The organism is Saccharibacillus alkalitolerans, from assembly GCF_011090185.1.
Taxonomy (GTDB): Bacteria; Bacillota; Bacilli; order Paenibacillales; family Paenibacillaceae; genus Saccharibacillus; species Saccharibacillus alkalitolerans.
In genome coordinates, this window is the sequence record NZ_JAAFGS010000002.1 from 402,855 (window position 1) to 425,492 (window position 22,638).

At 57.6% G+C, this 22,638-nt stretch carries 13 protein-coding genes; 8 read left to right on the forward strand and 5 right to left on the reverse strand.

Annotation, left to right across the window (positions count from 1 at the left end; all coding sequences use genetic code 11):
- The first annotated feature begins 159 nt into the window (after positions 1–159).
- The 6 genes from GYN08_RS07340 to GYN08_RS07365 all read left to right on the forward strand — a co-directional run bounded on the left by GYN08_RS07340 (position 160) and on the right by GYN08_RS07365 (position 13,067).
- Positions 160–6,399: a cadherin-like beta sandwich domain-containing protein gene (locus GYN08_RS07340; protein ID WP_166273543.1), complete on the forward strand. Its 6,240-nt coding sequence runs from the start codon at positions 160–162 to the stop codon at positions 6,397–6,399.
- Positions 6,400–6,643: 244 nt separating this feature from the next.
- On the forward strand, positions 6,644–7,999 hold the full coding sequence (locus tag GYN08_RS07345) for an MFS transporter (RefSeq protein WP_166273544.1): 1,356 nt from the start codon (positions 6,644–6,646) through the stop codon (positions 7,997–7,999).
- A gap of 276 nt (positions 8,000–8,275) precedes the next feature.
- A complete protein-coding gene (locus GYN08_RS07350) occupies positions 8,276–9,106 on the forward strand; it encodes an aldo/keto reductase (RefSeq protein WP_166273545.1) in 831 nt (276 codons plus the stop codon).
- Positions 9,107–9,557: 451 nt separating this feature from the next.
- Entirely contained in the window at positions 9,558–11,084 is a 1,527-nt protein-coding gene (locus GYN08_RS07355) for a glycine betaine uptake BCCT transporter (protein WP_166273546.1), read from the forward strand.
- A 98-nt stretch (positions 11,085–11,182) separates the two neighbouring features.
- A complete protein-coding gene (locus GYN08_RS07360) occupies positions 11,183–11,635 on the forward strand; it encodes a bifunctional (p)ppGpp synthetase/guanosine-3',5'-bis(diphosphate) 3'-pyrophosphohydrolase (RefSeq protein WP_166273547.1) in 453 nt (150 codons plus the stop codon).
- Between the two features lie 73 nt (positions 11,636–11,708).
- A complete protein-coding gene (locus GYN08_RS07365) occupies positions 11,709–13,067 on the forward strand; it encodes a hypothetical protein (protein WP_166273548.1) in 1,359 nt (452 codons plus the stop codon).
- Positions 13,068–13,147: 80 nt separating this feature from the next.
- Here the strand turns inward: GYN08_RS07365 and GYN08_RS07370 are convergent, their stop codons facing one another.
- The 5 genes from GYN08_RS07370 to GYN08_RS07390 all read right to left on the reverse strand — a co-directional run bounded on the left by GYN08_RS07370 (position 13,148) and on the right by GYN08_RS07390 (position 17,791).
- Positions 13,148–14,305 carry an ABC transporter ATP-binding protein gene (locus GYN08_RS07370; protein ID WP_166273549.1) on the reverse strand — a complete coding sequence of 386 codons (1,158 nt, stop codon included), beginning with the start codon at positions 14,303–14,305 and terminating at the stop codon, positions 13,148–13,150.
- Between the two features lie 59 nt (positions 14,306–14,364).
- Positions 14,365–15,159: an ABC transporter permease gene (locus GYN08_RS07375; RefSeq protein WP_166273550.1), complete on the reverse strand. Its 795-nt coding sequence runs from the start codon at positions 15,157–15,159 to the stop codon at positions 14,365–14,367.
- Entirely contained in the window at positions 15,156–15,971 is an 816-nt protein-coding gene (locus GYN08_RS07380) for an ABC transporter permease (RefSeq protein ID WP_166273551.1), read from the reverse strand. The genes GYN08_RS07375 and GYN08_RS07380 overlap by 4 nt, the downstream gene beginning before the upstream one ends.
- Positions 15,972–16,434: 463 nt before the next feature.
- Positions 16,435–16,638 carry a DUF6440 family protein gene (locus GYN08_RS07385; RefSeq protein ID WP_166273146.1) on the reverse strand — a complete coding sequence of 68 codons (204 nt, stop codon included), beginning with the start codon at positions 16,636–16,638 and terminating at the stop codon, positions 16,435–16,437.
- A 451-nt stretch (positions 16,639–17,089) separates the two neighbouring features.
- Positions 17,090–17,791, reverse strand: coding sequence for a copper homeostasis protein CutC (locus GYN08_RS07390; RefSeq protein WP_166273552.1), 702 nt, complete (start codon positions 17,789–17,791; stop codon positions 17,090–17,092).
- Positions 17,792–18,030: 239 nt separating this feature from the next.
- Here GYN08_RS07390 and GYN08_RS07395 point away from each other — a divergent pair, with 239 nt between their 5' ends.
- Both GYN08_RS07395 and GYN08_RS07400 read left to right on the forward strand, forming a co-directional pair.
- A complete protein-coding gene (locus GYN08_RS07395) occupies positions 18,031–21,411 on the forward strand; it encodes a M14 family metallopeptidase (RefSeq protein ID WP_328802903.1) in 3,381 nt (1,126 codons plus the stop codon).
- Positions 21,411–22,568, forward strand: coding sequence for a DUF418 domain-containing protein (locus tag GYN08_RS07400; protein ID WP_166273553.1), 1,158 nt, complete (start codon positions 21,411–21,413; stop codon positions 22,566–22,568). The genes GYN08_RS07395 and GYN08_RS07400 overlap by 1 nt, the downstream gene beginning before the upstream one ends.
- The last annotated feature ends 70 nt before the right edge of the window (positions 22,569–22,638 follow it).

Sequence of the window (22,638 nt, forward strand, 5' to 3'; positions counted from 1 at the left end):
TCTCACCGATAACTATGGCGTAGTTTCCATCTGTAAGGCAAGCGGAAGGAGGACTGTATAAACGAGCAGTACAGGGGAATTTTTCGACCTGCCAGAAGCGCTCGTACCGAGGACACCCGCAGCAAATGTTAGGACATCGAAGAAAATGGAGATGAAAGCGTGCGAAAAAAGAAACTATCCAGAGTATTAATCTGCTTATTGATCTTCTCCTTCCTGCTGGGCACTTCGAATTATCCCTTGATCGGCGTTTATGCAGAAGAATCTCAGGTCGTCGATTCCGATCCTGCCATGACGGATATTCCGCAGGACGCTTCGACTCAATTTTCGGCGCAAAGCGTAACCGCGAACGTCTATCTGACTCCCATCGCGGAAGATCAATTCGAATCGCCGGGACAAAAAGCCTCAACGCTCTACTCTCAGGGAGTCGGCGTGACGGAAATGGACAATACCAACGGTCAATGGCAGTATTTTAACGGCACCGTCTGGTATGCGCTCGAAAAGCCGAACACGATCTTCGTGCTCGGCGGCAACGTTCCGATCCGTTTCGTCCCGAAAGCGAACTGGAACGGTACGGCTCAGATCAAATACCGGGACTGGCTCGCGGATCCTAACGGAACGAACCAGAACTGGATCGATCAAAACGCGAATTATTCTGCCGTACCCGATCACTTTGGCAGCGAGGTGAAAGTTGCGCAGATTACCGTAACGCCGGTCAACGATGCTCCATTCGTGACCGAAGTGGGCGGATCCTTCTATTACGATCTCGACGGAGGCAGCTACGCTTCCATTCCCGACCTCGGACTTTACGCGAATTCGTTCACGTTCGAAAGCTGGGTATATCCGACCAGCCGGCCGACTTGGGCGCGCTTTTTCGAGAGCGCCTACGGTCCCGACAACTTCAACGTATTTTTCGGATTCGAGGGCAACACCGGAAGAGTAAGTCTCACCGTTCTTCCCCAGAAGGGCACTCGCATCAAAGAGTATAAAGTCGCCACTTCGGAAGTGCTTCCGACGAACAAATGGACGCATGTGGCCATGGTATACAATCATGCTCAGAAAACGGCCTATATTTACTGGGACGGCGTTCTGAAAGCTTCCGGCCCGGCGGACCTCAGCCTGATGGTCAATGCCAGCAAAGAAAACGGCGGAGGCCCGAGACCGATCAACTATATCGGCGAAAGCGCATGGACGCAGGACGCCAACTACACCGGCGGCATAAAAGACGTCCGCTTCTGGAATAAAGCCAAGACCCCGAACGAAGTCGCCAATGACATGGGCATTCGTCTCGGCGGCACCGAACCGGGCCTCGCGGCGCTTTACCGGTTCGACAATCCGGGCGACGCGGCCGTCGCCAGAGATTACTCGCCCGCGGGCAAAAACGGCAGCATCGTCGCGGGCAAATGGAAATCGAGCGAAGGCTTCAATTACGGGGTGAAAACGACGGTCAACACGCCCGCAACCAAAGATTTCATGGTTAACGAGCTGGACGGCGATCCTGTAAGCATCGCGGTCACTTCGTCGAACCAAAAACTGATCCCCGACGGCAATATCGCGATCAGCGGCGAAGGCGCGCAGAAGAAACTTACGCTGACGCCTGCTTTCGACCAGGCCGGCACCGCCCAGATCACCGTCAAGCTGGATGACGGCCAGGGGCTCGCCAACAGCGTCAGCACGAGCAGTTTCTCGCTCGCCGTCGTCGCCGGCCAATACGACTTGACTTCCATCAAGCCTTCGGTGGGCGTCATGGACCCGTTCTTCAGCCGAACGATCACGTATAACAAAGTGCACGTTCCGAATAAAACGAACGGCAATCCGAACAACGACATTACGGTCAGCGTCACCGCGGCCAATCCGAACGACGTTCTGGTTACGGCTTATGCCGACAACGGCAGCGGAGTCAAGGTAACCTGCTCCTATCCGAAGTTCACCGTCAGCGGCTTGGCGGTCGGCACGTACAAGCTGGTCAAAATTCGGGTATCCGACAAAAACGGCACCGGATTCAAGGAATACGGCCTTGATATCATCCGTTATCCGGGCAACGACGCGGACCTCGCGGCCGTCAACGGCCTGGCGCTGTTCAACGGGACGAATCCCGTACCGCTGACGCCGGTTTACTCCAGCAATACGCCGAATTACACGGCCGAAGTCGAAGGCAGCGTACAGCGGCTTAGAGTAGACGTCGAAAAATCGGTACCGTTCTCGAGCGTGCAGCTTAACGGAAGCCCGATCGGCTCCGCAGCCGAGACCAAAGCCAGCGGAAACGTCGATCTCAAACCGGGCCGGAACACCGTCTCGGTGCAGGTTACGGCCGAAGACGGAAGAACCGTCAAAAGTTATACGGTCATCGTCATTCGCAAGCAGTCGGCCGACGCGAGACTGCTTAGCCTGTCGACCCAGCCGGGAGGGCTGTCTCCTTCTTTCGACAGCAACAAGGGCGATTACGTTCTGAATGTTCCGTACAATGCGACGGAGGCTGCTTTCAGACCTACTGCGGCTCCCGGAGCCTCTCTCCGCGTCAACGGCATCGACCATGCGGACGGAACGGTCTTCACCGCAAAAGATCTGATCAGCGGGAACAACTATTTCAATATCGAAGTTACGGCCGAAGACGGCATCACTTCGAGAACGTACAAGCTGCTCATCGTCAAAGCGCCTTCCGATATCGCCGATCTGGCCGATCTGAAGGCCGATCCCGGAACGCTGATGCCGGCATTCGCGAACGAAAATACGGCTTACAGCGTTCGTGTGGCAAACGACGTCTCGCGGATCGCGCTGACGCCTACGCTTTCCGACAAGTCGGCAAGCCTGACGGTGGACGGAACGCCGCACAAGAGCGGCACCGCCTACGACAAGACGCTTCGCGTCGGTCTCAATACGGCGGTCGTCAAAGTCACTTCCGAGAGTAAGTCGTACGAAAAAACGACGCTGGTCACCATCGTGCGGGAAGCGTCCTCCAACGCCGACCTCCGGGCTCTGAACGTATCCGAAAGCACGCTGTCTCCGGCATTCGAACGCAATCAGGTCCAATACGCGGTGACGGTGGAAAATGCGACGACGCAGCTGGAGTTCTCTCCTACAGCTGACGACGAAAATGCCCAACTGTCGCTGAACGGCCTGCCGATACAAAGCGGCGGACGCTATGCTTTGAACCTTCAAACGGGGATCAACACGGCGGAAATCGTCGTTAAAGCGCAGGACGGAAGAACTTATAAAACGTACACGGTAACGGTCGTGCGCAAAGCGTCTTCCAATGCCGACCTCGCCGACATTTTCTTGAACGGAAAAACGCTGAGCGGCGGATTCGATCCGTCGACTTCGACTTACCGCGAGTATGTGGCGAACAATGTAACGGCCCTGTCCGCTTCCGCGGTAACGGCCGATCCCAACGCTTCTTACACGGTCAATGATCTGTCCGTCAAACAGGCGCCGATCAATCTGGCCGTCGGAGAAAATCGGATCGCGTTCGTGACCAAGGCTCAGGACGGACAGACCAGCAAAACGTACACGGTTACCGTTGTACGCGCTCCTTCCGGCAACGCGAATCTGGGCGAGCTGTCGCTGACGGACGACCAGGGAGCTTCCGTCGTGCCCGTTCCGAACTTCGCTCCGAACGTTTTCCTGTACGGGGCTTCGGTTCCCGCCACGGTGAACACCGTCACGCTGGGCGTGAAAGCACAGGACGAAAATGCGGGCGTGAGCGTCTATATGAACGGCACCCTCTCGGAAGAGCCTTACGTGCTCGCGCCTCAGACCGGCTTGAACGTCATCGAAGTCTATGCGGTGGCGCAAAACGGAAGCATGCAGCGCTATACGATCAACCTGATCAAAAATCCGAGCACCGATGCCACGCTGAAAAATCTGGTGCTGGGCCCGAATCTTCCGGGATTGTCCCCGGCCTTCTCTCCGGAAACGGAAGAATACGCTTTGAACGTGGACCACTCGGTCGATAAGCTGGCTGCCGATCCGACGGTCAACGCCATCGGAGCAACGTATGCGATCACGCAAAACGGAAAGCCGGTTCAGGGCGGAAACGTCGCGCTGGAAGAAGGCGACAACATCCTTACCGTAACCGTCAAGGCTCCCGACGGCGTGACGCTCAAGACTTACAAAGTCGTCGTTCATCGCGAAATCTTGCCGAAGGACGCTACCTTGGCTTCTCTTAACGTGACGTCCGTACGCGGAACAGAAGCGCTTACGCCGGACTTCCCCGCCAAGGAACATCGTTATACGGCACGGGTCCCTTATAACGTGCGCAGCGCATCGATCGAAGCGTTGACAACAGACCCTCTGGCAAAGACGTCGATCAACGGCATTTCTGTCGGCGGCGCCAAAGAAGTCGCTCTTATGGAGGGCGACAACGAATTCGAAATCCGGGTATCGGCGCAGGATGGGCGGACGGAGCAAATCTACTCGCTCCATCTCGTTCGGCAGCATTCGGCCAAAGACGCCAACTTGATCCGGCTTGCGCCGAATGCAGGCAAGCTTGATCCGGAATTCGCTCCGGAAATTACGCAGTACACGCTCGAAGTCGGACATGAAGTCCAAGCCCTCGAACTGGATGCCGTGCTCTCCGATCCGAAGACGGCGACATACCAAATCACGGGCAAGAACGGCGCGTCGCTCGATCGTCTGCCGGAAGGCAGCAGCGAATTCAATATCGTCGTTTTGGCCGAAAACGGAACGGTAAAAGTCTATGTGCTTACCGTCAAACGCGCCGCTGCTCCGGTTCCGACACCCGATCCGTCGCCGACTCCGGTTCCGACACCCGATCCGTCGCCGACTCCGGTTCCGACACCTGATCCGTCGCCGACTCCGGTTCCGACACCTGATCCGTCGCCGGCTCCGGTTCCGACACCCGATCCGTCGCCGACTCCGGTTCCGACGCCAAGTCCGTCGCCAGCTCCGGCTCCGACGCCAAGTCCGTCGCCGGCTCCGGTTTCGACGCCAAGTCCGTCGCCGACTCCGGCTCCGACGCCAAGTCCGTCGCCGGCTCCGGTCAAGGAGAGAGTGACGATCCGGGTCGAAACCGGCGAATTGAATCAGGGACCTCTGCTGACGCAGATCCCGATCGATCGCACGAGAGAAGGAAACAGCGTACGCGACATCGTGACGTTGAGCCAAGAGTACAGTACCGAAGCGTTGAAAAAACTTGCCGAATCGGGAGGCAAGACGGCTCGCGTCGTCATCCCGGACGACAAGGACGAAGTCACCGACCAGCGTCTTAATGTGGCGAAAGCCGCCGTTCAGGCTCTCGGGGGTGCCGGCGTGGATATGGAACTCTTTACGGAAAACATCAAAATCATCGTGCCTCAAGCATCGATGAACGGATTCGACGAAGACCTTTATTTCCATCTGGTGCCGATCAAGGAAGAGTCGGAACGACTCGCCGTGGAAAGCCGCGCCAGAGTGGAAAGAATTGTTCGCCAAGTCGCCCAAAACGACCAGATCACGGTTGTGGCGCGCCCGATGACGATCGAAACGAACATGCAGAGCCGGGCCGTAACGCTGGTTCTGCCGTTGACCGGCGTCGCTCTCCCGAGCGATCCGGCCGAAAGGGAAGCGTTCCTGTCCGACCTCGCCATCTTCATCGAGCACAGCGACGGGGACAAAGAATTGATCCGGGCCAAAGTGGTCGATTATAAGCAGGGTCTGAAAGGCCTCGAGTTCGGAGTCAACAAATTCAGTACGTTTACCGTACTGAACATGAACGGCGCCGATCTGGACAGCCTGCTCGGTCCCGCGAACGGCACCGGAGATTCGAACGACAGCCCGAACGGAAACGCCGACGGCGGCACGCTGTCCCACAAAGCTTATATCAAAGGCTTCAAAGACGGCACATTCAAACCGAACCGCACGATAAGCCGCGCCGAAATGGCCGCTATCCTGGCCAGAAATCTCGGGTATACGGCGGCGTCCGCCCCATCGGGTTACCCCGACGTCAAGTCTTCGCATTGGGCAGCGGGAGAAATCGCCTTTGTACGAAGCAGCGGTTTGATGGTCGGAAACGACAAAGGTCTGTTCCGGCCCGACGCTCCGATCAGCCGGGGCGAAATGGCGGCCATTGCTTCCCGTTATAAGAAGTTGGCCTCCTCTTCGGCTGCGGGCGGCTTCAAAGACACGGGCGGCCACTGGGCGTCCAAGGATATCTCCGCGGCGCGGAAAGCCGGCATTCTGAGCGGCTACGCGGACGGCACTTACCGCCCGAACGTTTCGCTGACGCGAAGCGAAGCGGTCAAGATCGTCAATCGCCTGTTCGACCGCGGACCTTTGTACGAGACAGGGTCGGCCAGCTGGCCGGACGTTCCGGTTTCGAACTGGGCTTACGAAGAGATCGAAGAAGCTTCTCGGAATCACAGCTTTACTCTGCGCCCCGAAGGCGGAGAGAACTTCAGCAAATAAGACCCGTCCTTCCTTTTAAACGGATTGGACGAGTCGATCAGAACCCTGGCGCATGAAGCGCCAGGGTTCTTTTTATGCGGTTCGATACATCCACTGTAAAACTGCGTCAAAATTGTTTGCCCGCCGTAAATCTTGCCCGCTTTCGTCCTCGACGGCCCTTCAATAATGGTATGATCCGGTTAAGAGAACTTATCCAAAACCCGGCTTGCCGCCGGAGTCCAAATCCATCGAAAAGGGGATTGTCATGTCTCAGCTCGCCGCTTCCAAACCGCCCCGCCGTACCCGCAAAAGCGGTCTCGGTACGGGGCTGTTCCTGTCGCTGCCCGTATTGTCCTGGGCGCTGTTCGACTTTGCGAACACCATTTTTTCTTCCAACATCGTTACCATCTTCTTCCCGCTGTATCTCCAGCAGGTGTTGGGCGGCGACGCCCGGATGGATCAGATCGCCAGCACGTTCATCAGCTACGCCAACGCCGCTTCGGGGCTGCTGCTCGTCGTGTTCACTCCGCTGCTCGGCGTGTGGATGGACCGAACGGGCCGCAAAAAAGCGTTTCTCGTTCCGTTCGCGCTCGCCGCGATTCTTTTTACGTTCCTGATGGGATTCACCGCCTACACGGACAGCCCTTCGTCGATGTTCGGTCTGCCGCTGACCATCGTTATGGTGCTGATCTTTTTCACGGGGGCCAAATTCTTCTATAACTCCAGCCAGCTGTTCTACGATAATATGCTGCCCGATATCGCCACGGGTCCGCAGGTTCCGCTGGTCTCCGGCTTCGGCGTGGCGGTCGGCTACGTCGGCACGCTGATGGGGCTCGTCGTGTACGCGATCGTCGGCAGCGGCGACTACCCGTTCGCGTTCATCCTGACCGCCGCGCTGTTCCTGATCTTCTCGCTGCCGATCATGCTGCTGTACAAGGAAAAACCGGCCGTTCCGGCGCCGGCCGCCAGCGAAGGACGCCGATCGTTTTTCAGCGGCTACCGCGACATCTACGAGACGTTCAAGGAAGCGAAAAAGCACCGCGCCGTATTCACTTTCATGGTCGCCTACTTCTTCTTCAACGACGCCGTCGCGACGGCCATCGCCATGATGAGCGTCTACGCCACGGCGGTAATGGGCTTCAGCGCCGGACAGTTTATCCTGCTGTATCTGGTGGCGACCGTCTGCGCGATCATCGGTTCGTTCATCTTCGGCCATATCACGCGCAGAGTCGGCGGCAAAGTATCGTCGGGACTGGTCGCGATCGTGCTGATCCTCGCGCTGATCCTAGCCGCCGCCGCGTTCTCGAACGCCGTGTTCTGGGCCGCCGCCTGCCTGTACGGCGTAGCCATGGGCTCGCTCTGGGTCACGTCGCGCACCATGATCGTCGAGCTGTCTCCTCCCGACAAAAGAGGCCAGTTCTTCGGACTGTTCGCCTTCTCCGGCAAGCTGTCTTCCGTGCTCGGTCCGCTCGTATACGGCACCGTCACCTGGGCGCTGGCCGGGCACGGCACGCTGGCGAGCCGCGCGGCGCTGCTGTCGCTCGTCGTGATGGCCGTCATCGGTCTGGCCGTGCTGCTGCGCGTTCCTTATAAGAAGCCGGCGGAAGAACCCGCAGCTTAAAAAAAGGGAAGCGCCGGCTCCGCTCTGCGGATGCCGAACTTCCTTTTCCGTTTACCGAAGCCGAAATTGCGCGCGAACGCGTTATTTTCGGCTTTTTGCGTTCCTTTTGCCGAAATCCGATTGAAGCTGTACCTGGCGGGTATCTTATAAATGAGTTTTGTTATGCGAAGCAAGTTTGTTATAATTAGTAACCGAATAGCGATATTCCGATTCAAGACAGATTCGCGTCTTTAGGAAGAATCGCTTAATTTGTTGACGACAGAGGAGGAGTTTGGAATGACGACGAGTTTAACCGCAAAGGTAAAGCTGAATAACGGCGTGGAAATGCCATGGTTCGGTCTGGGCGTATGGCAGGTAAAGGACGGCGACGAGGCGAAAGATTCCGTTAAAGCGGCGATTAAAGCCGGCTACATCGGAATCGATACGGCGGCCGCTTACAAAAACGAACAAAGCGTGGGCGAAGCGATCCGCGAGTCGGGCGTCAACCGCGACGACCTGTTCATTACATCGAAAGTATGGAACGGCGATCAGGGCTACGAAGAAACGCTGGCCGCTTTCGATGCCACGATGGAGAAGCTGGGCCTCGACGTGCTGGACCTCTACCTGATCCACTGGCCGGTCAAAGGCAAATACAAGGACACGTGGCGCGCGATGGAAAAACTGTACAAAGACGGACGCATTCGCGCGATCGGCGTCAGCAACTTCCAGCCGCATCATCTGGACGACCTGCTGGCAGACGCCGAGGTGGTACCGGCCGTCAATCAGGTGGAATTCCACCCGCTGCTGACCCAGAGCGAGCTGCTGAACTACTGCGCGCAAAAAGGCATTCAAGTCGAAGCCTGGTCTCCGCTGGCGCAGGGACGCCTGTTCGACAACGAAGCCGTGAAAAGCTTGAGCGACAAGTACGGCAAATCCCCGGCGCAAATCCTGCTCCGCTGGGTGCTGGACAAGGGCGTAATCGTCCTGACCCGCTCCGTCAAGGAAAGCCGAATCGTCGAAAATGCCGATATTTTCGACTTCACGCTGACGCCGGAAGACATTTCGAGCCTCGAAGCGCTGAACAAAAACGAGCGCACCGGTCCGGACCCGGATAACTTCAACTTCTGATCGGCTCACGATCGGGGAACTCCTTTAAAACAAAACTCGGTCACGGACCGCTCGAACCGCCTTCTTCGCAGAAGGCGGTTTTTCGTATGGAGCGATTCCGGGCAGCATCGTTCGGATGCCGAAAACGGATTCGTTTTCTCCGATTCAGGCAGCGCTTCGTCTACGCGTGCAGGCGGACTTTTTGTACGGAAAAAACCGTTTTTTCGGTACGACGAGCAATTTTTTTTATTTTTTTGCCAGCCCTTATCCCTGCTGAGTTGGTTGCGCTTACAAAATCGAGATTACACGATTGAATTTTTGCATCGTCATCGAGAGTTGGGTATACTTGAGCCTCGAACACCGGCCAGGCTTCATATTTAAGATCCGTTTCCTAAGTCTGCTTGACCGACTCGCAAATCATAAAGAGAAAACCCTCTGCGAGCAAATCAAAGATGGGAGTTGTCATTTTGTTATGAAGAAAGCTTCAAGCGTATTTTATATTTCGGCGTCCATTATCGCGGCGCTGGTCCTGATCGGCGCTCTGATCCCTCAGGCGTTCGAGCGGGTGACCGCCACGATCCAGGGATTCCTGACCGACAGCTTCGGCTGGTACTACCTGATTATCGTGAGCGGCTTCGTCGCGGTCTGCCTGTATCTGCTGGTCAGTCCGTTGGGCAGGATCAAACTCGGCAAAGCCGAAGACAAGCCCGAATTTTCCCGCCCTACCTGGCTCGCCATGCTGTTCAGCGCCGGCGTCGGCATCGGATTGGTGTTCTACGGAACGGCCGAGCCGATCAGCCATTACGCGATCAGCGCCCCCAGCGGCGAGACGGGAACGAATCTCGCCGTGCGCGAAGCCATGCAGTACACGTTTTTCCACTGGGGCATTCACGCCTGGGCCGTCTACGGTCTGGTCGCCCTCTCCCTGGCTTACTTTATGTTCAGACGCGGCGAACCGGGTCTGATCAGTTCGACGCTGAAGCCGATTCTTGGACGACACGCAAGCGGCGGAATCGGCAAAACGATCGACGTCATCGCCGTGATATCCACGGTGATCGGTGTTGCGACATCGCTCGGCTTCGGCGCCGTACAGATTAACGGAGGGTTGTCGTACCTGTTCGGCATTCCTTCGAACATGACCAATCAGTTCATCATCATTCTGGCCGTGACCGTGCTGTTCATGATTTCGGCCCTGACGGGAATCGGCAAAGGCATCAAGATTCTCAGCAACGTCAACATGCTGCTCGCGGCCGGATTGTTGGCGCTCGTCTTCGTCTTCGGACCTACGCTGTTCACGCTGAACCTGTTTACCGATACGATCGGCCGCTACCTGCAGAACTTCCTGAACATGAGCTTCCGAATTTCGCCGCTCAACGAGGAAAACCGCACCTGGATCAACGGATGGACCATTTTCTACTGGGCTTGGTGGATTTCCTGGTCTCCGTTCGTCGGCATCTTCATCGCCCGCGTCTCGAAAGGCCGCACGATCCGCGAATTCGTCGCCTACGTGCTGCTCGCCCCTTCCGTGATCGGGTTCCTGTGGTTCTCCGTCTTCGGCGGATCGGCCATCTCGCTCGAGCGGAGCGGACAGGCGGTCATCTCTTCCCTGGCCACGGAGCAGTCCCTGTTCGGCATGCTGGCGGCTTTCCCGTTCGGGGAAGTCATCTCCGTTCTCGCCATCTGCCTGATCGGCACGTTCTTCATCACGTCGGCGGATTCCGGCACCTTCGTCCTCGGCATGATGACGACGAACGGTTCCCAGAATCCGAACAACGTCCTGAAAATGACCTGGGGCGCCCTGCTCACGGCCATCGCGCTCGTGCTGCTGTATTCCGGCGGTCTTCAGGCGCTGCAGAACACCATGATCATCGCGGCGTTCCCGTTCTCCTTCGTCATCATTATGATGGCGGCCAGCCTGCTGAAGACGCTGAACCGGGAAGCGAAGGAACTGGCTCCGGCCAAGCGAAGAACGCAGCAGCCGGCTTCTAAGAACGCCTGAGCCCATTTGCAGTCTGAGCACCCCTTCCGGGGTGCTTTTTGGTTTAGGATCCAATGGGGTAAAATAGAGAAGAGATGAAGGAAAAAGGAGGAACCCAGATGTCTACCTTATCCAAAGCCATTGCCCTTGCCGCCCGTTATCATGAAGGCCAGACCGACAAAGGCGGCAATCCTTACGTGTTCCACCCGATTCGGCTCATGCTGAAGGCGCTGACCGAAGAAGAACAGATCATCGCCGTGCTGCACGATACGATCGAGGATACCGACCTGACGCTCGACGATCTGCGCCGCGAAGGATTCTCCGACGAGATCGTCGAGGCCATCGACCGGCTGTCCCGCCGCGACGACGAGAATTACCACGAGTTCATTCTGCGCATCAAAGAGAACCGCTTGGCAGCGCGGGTCAAAATTCTCGATCTGCAGGACAATATGGATCTGACCCGGATCAAAAAGCCGTCGGAGAAAGATCAAAAACGGTTGGCGAAATACAGCCGTGCGCTGGATACGCTGCTTTCGCACGACGACGAGACTCAAACGAACGACGAGGAATAAAAAAAGAACCCTAAGAGATAATAGAAACAAAGCATGACGGAAATCGAACATTATAGAAACGAGGTTATGGATCATGTCGCTGGCTGCTGTCCCTTTCCCCGCTCTGCCTTCTTCGGCCGGCCGGATCACTGCTATTCATCCGCTGCCGCACCGAACGGCTCTTGCATCGGACGAGTTATCGGCGCCGGTCGGCGCTGCGGCATCTGCGGCATCTGCCGCTCCCTGCCCGCTTGCCGAGCCGAATGCGGAGTCTGCCGAGCTCTGCGAGCTGCTCGCCGTCAACGATCGCGCGGAGCTTCTGCAGGTGTCGCCGCTGCGGGGCGGCATACGGATCTTATCGGCTCTGAATATCCCCGAATTCGATCCGCTCAAGCCGATTCAAATCGTCGTCGACGCTTACGGACGTTATGCGGCGGTATCCAATCGATACGGCCGCTATGCGGCCGTATACGCTTTGCCGGAAGGTCCGATCGAAAAAACCGCGGAGCTGCTGACACTCGATCGAGGCAGTTATTACACGGACAAAAGCCGGTTTCCGCTTGCTTTTGCCGAGCTGGAGAAGCGGACGCTGTTGATCCACGGCTCCGATTGGAACCGAGTCGAATTGACCGAACTGCCTTCGCTTCGGCCGCTTGCCGAGCGGGCTTTTCCCGGTCGCGACGAAGCGGGCGAAGCTTCCGAAACGGCCGAAGCCGACAGCCCGACGCTGCCGGAGCTGAATTATTTTCACGGCGGCCTGCTGACGTCGCCGGACGGAAGCCGGATCGCCGATACCGGTTGGGTGTGGCAGCCGGTCGGGCTGCTCGCCGCCTGGTCTCTGCGGGAATGGCTGGACGATCCGTGGGCTTCGGAAAACGGGGAGTCGCTGAAGCATTTTTTCCAGACCGAAGATTGGGATATGCCGGCCGCTTGGATCGATAACGAACGGCTTGCCGCCTGGGGCAGAGTCGATACGGATATTCTCGACGAAGAAGACTATCAAGAGATCGGCTCCGAGCCCGTGATCGCTATTCATGACGCGCGTACCGGCTCGGTCTCCCTCGTCGCGAGAGATGTTCCGCCTTATCTGCGGTCGACGGCTTTCGTGCCGAGTTCGGAATGTTTCCCTTATCCGCTCGGAGGCATGGCAGCCGCGGAAAATCGGCTGTTCTTCTGGGGGCGCGGCGTGCCGCTGCACATCTGGGCGCTGCCGCAGGTCGGAGCCGTTTCTGCGGATCTCGCGGATTCGCGGCCGGAAACGGCTGTCGAAAGCGCCGCTTCGAACTCTGCGGCCCGTGCGCTTCCCGATTCCGCGCCGCATCCGGTCACGGAGATCGAATTCCATGATGCCGTTTATCATCCGGAAGCGAAGCTGTTTATCGACTTGCAAGCGGACGGGCGTATGCAAGCTTTTCGACTGTCCGACGCCGATGCCTCGTCTAGAGAAAATTGATCCGAACATAGCAAAAGCCGACAGCATCGGCGCTGTCGGCTCTTTTTTTCGCTGCTAGCTGAACGGCTTCTCTGCGTTTTCTACCCATACACCCGCCGAATAATCTCTTCGAAATCCGGTTCGCGCATCTCCACGTCGTCGATCTCGCCCCAGCGGCCGAGTTCGCGCAGCGCATCCATTGTGCGGACTTCCTGCCGGTTGACCTCGACGGTCAATGTGCGCTCGCCGCGCGACACGATGCGCATACGCGGAAGCTCCGCACGGCCGATAACGCCGGATGCCGATGACAGGGTCGGCGGCTCCCCTCCGGCAGCACCGGCTGGCCCTGCCTCGTCAACCCTGACAAACAAGTCAGCTGGACCCTGCGCCGCATCTTCCGCGTTCCACTCGTCCGGCAGCTCATACCTACCTTGATACGTGATCTTGATCTCCGTCGGCAGCCCGATCTCCCGCCGCGGTCCTTCGATCGTGCCGTCATAGGTCAACTGCCCGCCGCCGATCACCATCACCCGCCGGCATAACTGCTCGATATCGTCCATGTCGTGGGTCGTGAGCAGAATGGTCTTGCCGAACTCTTCGTTCAATATTTTCAGAAAACCACGAATATTCCGCTTGGCGTTGACATCCAGTCCGATCGTCGGTTCGTCGAGGAACAGCAGATCGGGATCGTGCAGCATCGCGGCGGCGATATCCGCCCGCATCCGCTGGCCGAGCGACAGCTTGCGCACCGGCGTATCCCAGAACTCGCCCAGCGCCAACAGTTCGTCGAACTGTGGCAGACGCCTAAGCTTGTCTTTCTCTTCCACCCCGTACATATGCGCCAGAATGTCGTACGAGTCCTTCACCGGAAGATCCCACCAGAGCTGGCTCCGCTGACCGAATACGACGCCGAGCTTGGAAGCACACTTCGTCCGGTCCCGATGGGGATCAATGCCTGCCAACTTCACGCTTCCCGACGACGGATGCAGAATGCCCGTCAGCATCTTGATCGTCGTCGACTTCCCCGCTCCGTTGGGACCGATATAGCCGACGAAGTCTCCTTTTTCCACCGTGAAGCCGATGTCCGTTACCGCCTCTTTGACCGTGTATTCCCTGGAAAACATCGAACGGATGCCGGAAAACCTTCCTTTCGCCGCCACCGGCGTTTTAAAACTTTTGCATAAGGCGACCGCTTCGATTGCCGTTTCCGTTCGCCTTGACGATTCATGAGAAGCTTGACCCGCCGCTGAATCCGTCATCTTCTTCCTCCTTCGCGCAGTGCTTGTCCTTTCCCGTTTCGCATGCCCGCATTCCGTGTTCAGCTTCCCGTACTCTGATATTTGCTTATGCCGAATTTCCAGAATCGCAGTGCCAGCAGCACCGCCAGGCAGGCCGCGGCGGCCAGCAGCGGAAAGACCCACGCTCCCAGCTCTCCCCGCAAAATGTACAGCGCCGGCACGTAATTGACCAATCCCACCGGAAGCGCCGTCAGCAGCAGCCCCGACATCCAGCCCGGATACAGCGTCAGCGGATAACGCGCCGCCGTCTGCGCCGCGTCTTCGGTCATATTTTGCAGCATGGAGATTCGGGTCGTCCAGAATCCGCAGGTCGCCGTCGCGAGGCCGATCGCGAACAGCACGACCGCTCCCGTCAGAACGGCGAATAGGGTCTGCGGAACCGCCCACCACGTCACCTGGCCTCCGGCCAGCATGGCGCCGAGCGCCCAGGCCAGAATTCCTCCTCCCTGAAGCAGTTCGCCGGGCATCAGCCGAAAGCCGCGGGGCATCAGCGACAGCAGCACCGGCAGCGGCTTGGTCAGCAGCTGGTCCAGCTCCCCTTCGACCAGATAGCGCTCCAGATGGTGGACCTCGTCGGCGAAGGTTCGGTACAGCATTTTGGAAAGGGTCATGACCGCGAACAAATAACCGACTTCGTGCACGCTCCATCCCCGTACCGCGCCGAATTTGGCCAACACGATCGCGATCATGAGAAATTCGGACAGCTGAATAAACGCCGCCAGAATCGTGCCGAACGCGAAGTTGAAGCGGTACTGCATACGGCTGCGGATGCTGGTTCGAACCAGCAGAAGATACAGCTTTATGTAAGTGTTCATCCGCCCTGCACCTCCACTTTATGCCGCAGCATTCGGGTCGCGAGCAGACAGGTCAGCGTCAGCGCGGCGCACCACGCGAGCGTCCCGAGCAGCACGATCGGATGTTCTTTTCTCAGGTACAGCTGTGTCGGAGCATAGAGCATGAACGGATAAGGAGACGCCCAGGCGATCGCCTGCAGCCATTCCGGCAGCCATTGGAGAGGAATGAAAAATCCGGCCAGCAGATTCATCAGCGCCTGGTTGCCCCAATGCAGCCAGGACGATTCGGTCGTCCACAGCGCGCTGACCCCGATCAGGTAGCCGATGCAGATCGACAGGTAGGCGGACCCCGCCAGGGCGACGAGCGCGATCGGCAGCGTCGTTCCGTGATGCGCGGGCGTCAGGCCGAGCGCCAGCAGCATGATGACATAGACGGGGATCGACTTGTAAAGGAATTGATAGCCGATCTGCCCCCATTCCTTCGCCGCCAAATGCGCGAACAAATGCACCGGCCGCATCAAATCGAGCGCGATCTGCCCCGTGCGGACCGACTGCGGGATGCCCAGTCCCGGCGTGGTGAAGCTCGATATCCACAGCGAAGCCTGGGTGAACGTGATGTACTGCATCATGCCGAGAATGCCGTATTCGCCGAGCGAATGATCCCGGCCGAGGCCGATCCAGATGCAGGCGTACAGGTAGCCGAACACGGCGCTCGCGAAATTATGCAGCAGATGCGAGCCCCTGTACTGGATGTTGCGGGCGTAGGCTTTGGCGGCCAGCGCCGAATAAAGCCTGGGGTTGCTCTTGAACAAACGGGTCCTGAAAGAAATCATCTTGCACCTCCGATAAGCTTTGTGTTGACGGTGAACGTCCACTTCAGACAAGGTGAGAAAAAAAGAGAAGGTCACCAATATAACAGAAACAGGAATCGGGATGCAAGCGTTTTTTTGGGAAAAGGAGGAACGGGGGCGGAGCTGCGGCGGCAGAACCGGGGAAGCGGCGCGGGGAGAAGGTCGCTCGGAGACGGGGAAATCGGCTGCGTTTTCGGCGAAACGCCAAAAAACCGGGAAAGCCTTGTTTAGGCTTTCCCGGTCCTTTTCGGTTTTTACGCTCTTTCCCGGTCTTTTCCGATTTTTACGCTCTTTCCGGTTTTTATGTTCTTCCGGTTTTTCGGTCTTTTCGCTTTTTTCGGCTTGTGCCGTCTTCTCGCTGCCCGGCCCGTTTGGCCGAACGGCTGGAGGCTTCGGTCCAAGCTGCCGCAGGCCGCGGCAGCCGGGGAAGCAGCTCCGTCCGGCGTCAGATTTCATCCACCACTACGTTCCCGTCGGCGTCCAGCAGAGGCGTCAAGCCTCCGCTCGAATTCGGAACGCACCAGGTATACACATAGTTCACGCCTGTCTCGCGATCGACCAACACCGTGATTTTGGTCGATCCGAGTTCAGGCAGATAATCCGTCGATTTTTCGTAAAAGCGGTTTTCATTTTGCTTGCGAATCAGCATGTTCGGGTTCCTCCCTCTGCTTTTCGTGCATGCTCGCCGAGTCTTCCCGCCGAACGTTCCGGTCCCGGCTGCCCCGGGGTCGTCCTCTTTACGAAAGTTTAACGCCCGGGGTTTCGCTGCTGCTGTTTCCTGCTGTTTCCGTTACCCAAATAACTGCGACAAAGCACTTATTTCACGATAAAATGGTGCGTTTAAGAAAATAGGTGCAGGAGAGCAGCTATTTCTTCCATAGAGCTCCTTTTTCCGCCCTTTTTCGCAAAATAACTGCTCTTATGCAGCTATTTATAAAAATCGAGCGATATGCACGCAAATAACTGCTTATACGCAGCTATTTTTCAGACTGACGGGACAAACCGGGGCGGCCTTCGTCTCCGGCTCCTCGTGTCCGGCTCATCCTTGAGGCTGCATTTTCGGCGTGCCGCCGCATCCCTGCGGCTTCTACGGCAGCTTTTTAGCGGCCCGCCGCCCGTTCCTCCATAATCCGGCGGAGCGCCCGCACCCGCTCGGGATCGACCGGAGCCAGCGGATCGCCGCCGAAGCGGGCCGCGGACCCGATATGAATCCGGTCCGCGCCGGCGGCGTCCAGGAAGGGACGCAAATTCCGTTCCGTCAGGCCCGCGCCGGCGAGAATCCGCGGCGGCCGCCCCGCGGAGCGGCGCAGCAGCTCCGCCAGGGCGGCTGCTCCCTCGGGCGCGCCCGGCGCTCCGCCCGAGGTCAGCACGTCCGTCACCTGCGGGTAGACGGACAGCGTCTCCAGCGCGCGCGGGAGGTCGACGGCCTCGTCGAACGCGCGGTGAAACGTGAACGCGAGGCCCGGCCCCGCGTTCAGCAGTCCGGCCAGCGCGGACTCGTCCACCGTCCCTTCCGGCGTCAGCACGCCGGTCACGACGTCGAGCCCGCCTGCGGCCGCGATGCGGCGGATGTCCCGCCGCATCTCTTCCCGTTCGTCTTCGGAGTAGACGAACCCGCCTCCCCGCGGCCGGACCATGACGCGGATCGGCAGCTTTACCGCGCGGCGCATCTCCGCCGCGCGCGACAGGTCCGGCGTTACGCCGCCGGACAGCGGATCGGCGATCCATTCGATCCGGTCCGCGCCTCCCCTTTCCGCTGCCGCGGCTTCCTCCGGCGTACAGGCGATTACTTCAAGCAGCATCGTTAATCCTCCGTTCCCATAATTCGAGCCTGTTCCCAACAAGCGAAACCGTTTATGGCGCCTCGAAGTCCTTCAAAGCGCGTTGTGACATTTCTTTGACATCTTGGTCAAACTTCCGCCATACCCTTTCTTTATAATTGATCAAGCTTAGCATGAAAAGCGAGCAACAAACCATTTGCCCCCATCATCCGCGCCGCCGGGACTTCCGGCGGGGCAGATGCAGAGAAGGAGAAATCAGAGTGAAACCATCAACGATCAAACGTAAATCCCTGCTGGCTTTGTCGGCGGTCATGCTATCGACTGCCGGTCTTGCCCATGCGGCTCCGTCCGCTTATGCCTATCCGCCAACCGCAGCGGCGCTCGCACCGAGCGAACAGCCACCTCGATTGCAGCTTAGTCAGAACGTTGCTTCCTTGTCGCAGAAACGCAAGATTAGGGTCAAATTCAAACTGCCCAAAAACGTTTCGGCCGAGCAAATCCAATGGACCTACGGAGGCAAACCGCTTTCCCAATGGAAGTCATTCGACCTGAACACACGCGACTACACCGGCAAGCCTTTTATCCGCATCGCCAAGACCACGGTTAAAAACGGGGAACTCACGGCAGAGCTGAGTTTCGATCTCGCTTACGGGGTGGAAGACTTGGGCGATTCCGGCTTACTGCAGCCGCCTCGTTACCTATCGCTTATGGGCACGTTTGAACTTCAAGCCTCTGTGGCCGGAAAGGTTCTGGCTCAGGCGCCGATCAAGCTGGTTCCGTATGACAGTTTCCATACCTACGACGAACTCAAGCCGGAAATCGATAAAGTGACCGCCCAGGCAGCCAAGCAAAACGACCGTTATATCAAGACGTCTTCGATCGGCAAATCCGTCGAAGGCCGAGATATTTACATGACCGTCGTCGCGCGCGATAAAGACGTCGTCGACAACTATCTTCAAGTGACGCATCCGGCGATGATGAACGATCCGGCCAAGCTTCGCGCGGATATCGAATCAGGCCGCGTCAAGGACTATCAGGTTCCGATCTGGCTGAACAATATCCATCCGCACGAATCGCCCGGCGTCGATGCGATCGTCAATTATTTCAAAAGCATGGCTTTGGATGATGCCGTGAACTACAAAACAACTTCAGAAAACGGTCAACCGGAGCAGGTCAATATGAAGACGGACGATACGCTCAACGACGTCTTTTTTATCTTCGTATATACCGACAATCCGGACGGCATGACCCATACGATGCGAACCAATGCCGAGTTTTTCGACCTCAACCGCGATAACTCGTATCAGACGCAGCCGGAGACCCAAAGCGTTACGCAGCAGATCGCCAAATGGTCGCCGTTGTCTTTTCTCGATATGCACGGATTCGATACGGCATTCTTGATCGAACCGTCCACGCCGCCTCACGATCCCAATGTGGAATATGATCTGCTGATCGACAGCATGGTTGAGCAGGCGAAAGCGATGGGCGAAGCCGGGATCGCCAACACCAAATACGATTATTATCATATCCCTTACGTTGAACACCAAAAAAAGGTTAAAAATCCGGCTTATGAATCCAAAGGCACGTCTTCCGGTTGGGATGACGCTTCGCCGGTATTCACTGCCATGTACGCGATGCACCACGGCGCGCTCGGGCATACGCTGGAAACGCCGGAAATGAACGAAGAATCAGTACGAACGTTGTACTACAGCGCAGCCGCGGCGACCCACTTCGTTCAGAAGAACAAACAAAAATTATTTTTCAATCAATTGAAAATTTACGAACGCGGCATCGATAATATCGATGACCCTGCCGTTGACCGCTATCTCGTGAATGCCAAGGAACAAGCAATCGGACGGCCGCGCAAAAACGGCGAGACCTTTTTCCCGGATTATTACGTGCTGCCCGTGGATCGGAAGCTGCAAAAAAATCCATTGGAAGCTTACCGCATGATTCAATACCTGCTTCGCAACGGAATCAAGGTAGAACGCTCCGAAGCGGACGTCAGCGTGGGCAGTGCGACGTACCCTGCCGGATCGTTCGTCGTCAACATGCGGCAGGCAGAGCGGGCTTTGGCCAATACGGTGCTGTACGACGGCCCGGACGTATCGGACTTCGAAAGCGTGGCCGCCACGGTGGTGCAGAACTTTGCCGATCTGCGCGGGTTCGACCGCTATACGATTCGCGAGGCCGGCGCTTTTGCGGATAAAACGGTTCCGGTAAGCGAAGTCTCTATTCCTAAGTCGAAGATGCCCGAACGTTCCGCTTATATTCGAATCGCCAACACCAACAACGATGCGATCAAAGCGGTCAATGCGCTGTTGAACGCGAACAAAACGGTCACCATGCTCACGACCGGCGGAGACGGATACGAAGCCGGAGATTTCGCGGCTGCTTACGACGATCTTGAACCGCTGGCTTCCGACTATACGCTCGACCTGTTCGCTTTCGGCGATCAGCCGCCCGCAGGGAAAAAGCTCGAAGCGGTAACGGTCAGCGCGCTCGGAGAAGCCGCTTACGTGCTGCGAAATCTGGGTTTTAAAGTCGCCGGCGAACCAAACCGCGCGGGCGTACTCGTCAATACTTTCGATTCGGATAAGCTTGTGGAAGCAGGAGTGCCCTACATCGCCTACGGCAGAATGGGCATGCAGAATATTCAAGAATGGATGCCCGGCTTCGCTTTTGCAAGTCCGGACTGGGAAAGTTACGAAGGCTTGTTCCTGACGGACGTGAAGCAGGACAATCCGATTACCGCTCCTTATGACGAACAGGAATATTTCTACACGTCTACCGGCGCTTACGTGACGAAGCTTCCGAAGCCCGCGCAGGTACTGGCCTCGATCAGCAGCCGCAGCGACTTTTTCAAAGCAGGCTGGTGGCCGGGACACGATAAAGCCAAAGGAAAAACGTTAGCCTTCACTTACAAAGGCGACGGCAAACATATTACGGTCTTCGCCAATGAATTGACCAACATCGGCCATCCGCAGCATCAATACCGTCTGCTTGCCAATGCGATCTTCGATGCCGAAACCGGCAGCACCAGCAGCAATCAAGCTTCTGCCGGCGCAGCCTTTTCGGATCTCGGCGCTGCGACAAAATGGGCCGGAGCGGCGGTGAAGGATTTGTCGGCACGGGGAATGATCAGCGGCGTCGCTCCCGGCCGTTTTGCTCCTAACAAACCGGTGACGCGGGCCGAGTTTTTGACCCTGATAGTACGGGCTCTCGATCTTCGCGAACAGCAGGTTCCGTTTCTGTTCAATGACGTCCATCCGGAAAGATGGTCGTACCGCGAGCTGAAAGCCGCCGCGGCGGCCGGATTGGCGGGCGGCACGGGGAACCGTCGATTGCAGCCGGATCGGCCGATTACCCGCGAGGAGATGGCCGTCATCGTTGCAAAAGCATTTGAACGCAACCGTTCGGGTACCGCCGCGCCGAGCAGCCCCGGATCGAAAGCGCCGGTCGTTTTCTCGGATCAAAATGAGATTGCCGATTACGCGCAAGACGCTGCGGCTTTGTTAAGCGCAAATCAGATTATTCAAGGCTTGGACGATTCCAAATTCGGTCCGAAACAAACTACGACTCGCGCGCAGGCTGCCGTTATCGTAAGCCGCATGCTTGACGCACAGAAAGGAAGGAACTGATGAACGCACTCAAACCCAAAGGAGCGGGACGCCTGATCGCACTGGATGCCGCCCGCGGACTTGCCGTGATCGGCATGTTTATCCAGCATTTCGCTCTGAACGGCATCAACGGATCGCTCGTATCGGGCAATACGACCCTGCTGTTTATTTTATGCGGCGGCATTTCTTACTCAATTATGTTCGGACGCATGACGCAGCGCGAAAATGATATCAAGCCGTTTCGCGCCCGCATGCTGGCCCGCGCCGTCTTCGTCGATCTGATCGGCTATCTGTTGATTATGCTTAACGGCCCGTTCGGCGTGATCCTGCCCGCTTACGCGGGACTGTTTGTTCTGGCGCTCGTCTTGATTCGCCGTTCGACACGGACTCTGTTCGTTACGGCAGGCGCAATGCTGCTGATCGCTCCGCCGCTTATGATCCTCGGAGGAAGCCTGTTTTCGGGCGCTTTCCTGCTCGGCGATCTGGCGGGCGGTCCCATGTCCGCGTTGGCACTGGCGCCTACGTTCGTGCTGGGCATGGCGCTCGGGCGGCTGGATCTGACCTCGCTTCGCAGCGGAATAACCCTAGCCGCAAGCGGACTGTTCTTTTTTATCGCCGGAAGAATCATGGCTGTCCACGTTCTGCCCGGCTGGTCCGCCGCCTTCGAACAGTGGTTGGTCGCCGCTGCCGATCCGGCTCATGCCCAGCCGCCGGACGAATACGCGACCTGGCCGCTCAACACGAACGGGCCTTTGTGGCATATGCTGTTCAGTTGGGCACCGCATTCAGCCTCGACTTTTCAAACGGCCACCGGTACGGGCCTGGCGGTGCTCGTCTTGGGCTTATGCGGACTGATCGCCAAAAAAGCCGCGGCCCTGCTGTCTCCTTTCGCTGCCGTCGGCCGCGTATCGTTGACTCTGTATGCGGCTCAATTTGTCGTCGTATGGATTCTCGGATTGAACGGGATCGAAAGCGGGCTCGGCGAAGTGCCATTCGGCGATGGGTTGGTCGCGATCGGCGTCGTTGCGGCAGGATGGCTGCTTACCCGGCTTCCGGGCGGGCCGCTTGAAACGATAATGCGGCGGTTCGACCGTTTGTTCGTCGGTTCGTCCGCGGTTTCGCCCAGCAAAAAAACGGCTTTAGCCGAAAAAAGCGGAACCGTGATCCAAGGCGAGTAAGCGTAGGGGATCAGGCTGAAGGTTTTGGCCCGTTGCCGCATGCATGATTCGGATTCGAAAAGATAAAATC

Coding starts and splice junctions, on each gene's coding strand:
- GYN08_RS07345 (WP_166273544.1), top strand. CDS start 6,644: ATGTCTCAGCTCGCCGCTTCCAAACCGCCCCGCCGTACCCGCAAAAGC.
- GYN08_RS07360 (WP_166273547.1), top strand. CDS start 11,183: ATGTCTACCTTATCCAAAGCCATTGCCCTTGCCGCCCGTTATCATGAA.
- GYN08_RS07355 (WP_166273546.1), top strand. CDS start 9,558: ATGAAGAAAGCTTCAAGCGTATTTTATATTTCGGCGTCCATTATCGCG.
- GYN08_RS07380 (WP_166273551.1), bottom strand. CDS start 15,971: ATGATTTCTTTCAGGACCCGTTTGTTCAAGAGCAACCCCAGGCTTTAT.
- GYN08_RS07350 (WP_166273545.1), top strand. CDS start 8,276: ATGACGACGAGTTTAACCGCAAAGGTAAAGCTGAATAACGGCGTGGAA.
- GYN08_RS07385 (WP_166273146.1), bottom strand. CDS start 16,638: ATGCTGATTCGCAAGCAAAATGAAAACCGCTTTTACGAAAAATCGACG.
- GYN08_RS07370 (WP_166273549.1), bottom strand. CDS start 14,305: ATGACGGATTCAGCGGCGGGTCAAGCTTCTCATGAATCGTCAAGGCGA.
- GYN08_RS07365 (WP_166273548.1), top strand. CDS start 11,709: ATGTCGCTGGCTGCTGTCCCTTTCCCCGCTCTGCCTTCTTCGGCCGGC.
- GYN08_RS07400 (WP_166273553.1), top strand. CDS start 21,411: ATGAACGCACTCAAACCCAAAGGAGCGGGACGCCTGATCGCACTGGAT.
- GYN08_RS07390 (WP_166273552.1), bottom strand. CDS start 17,791: ATGCTGCTTGAAGTAATCGCCTGTACGCCGGAGGAAGCCGCGGCAGCG.
- GYN08_RS07375 (WP_166273550.1), bottom strand. CDS start 15,159: ATGAACACTTACATAAAGCTGTATCTTCTGCTGGTTCGAACCAGCATC.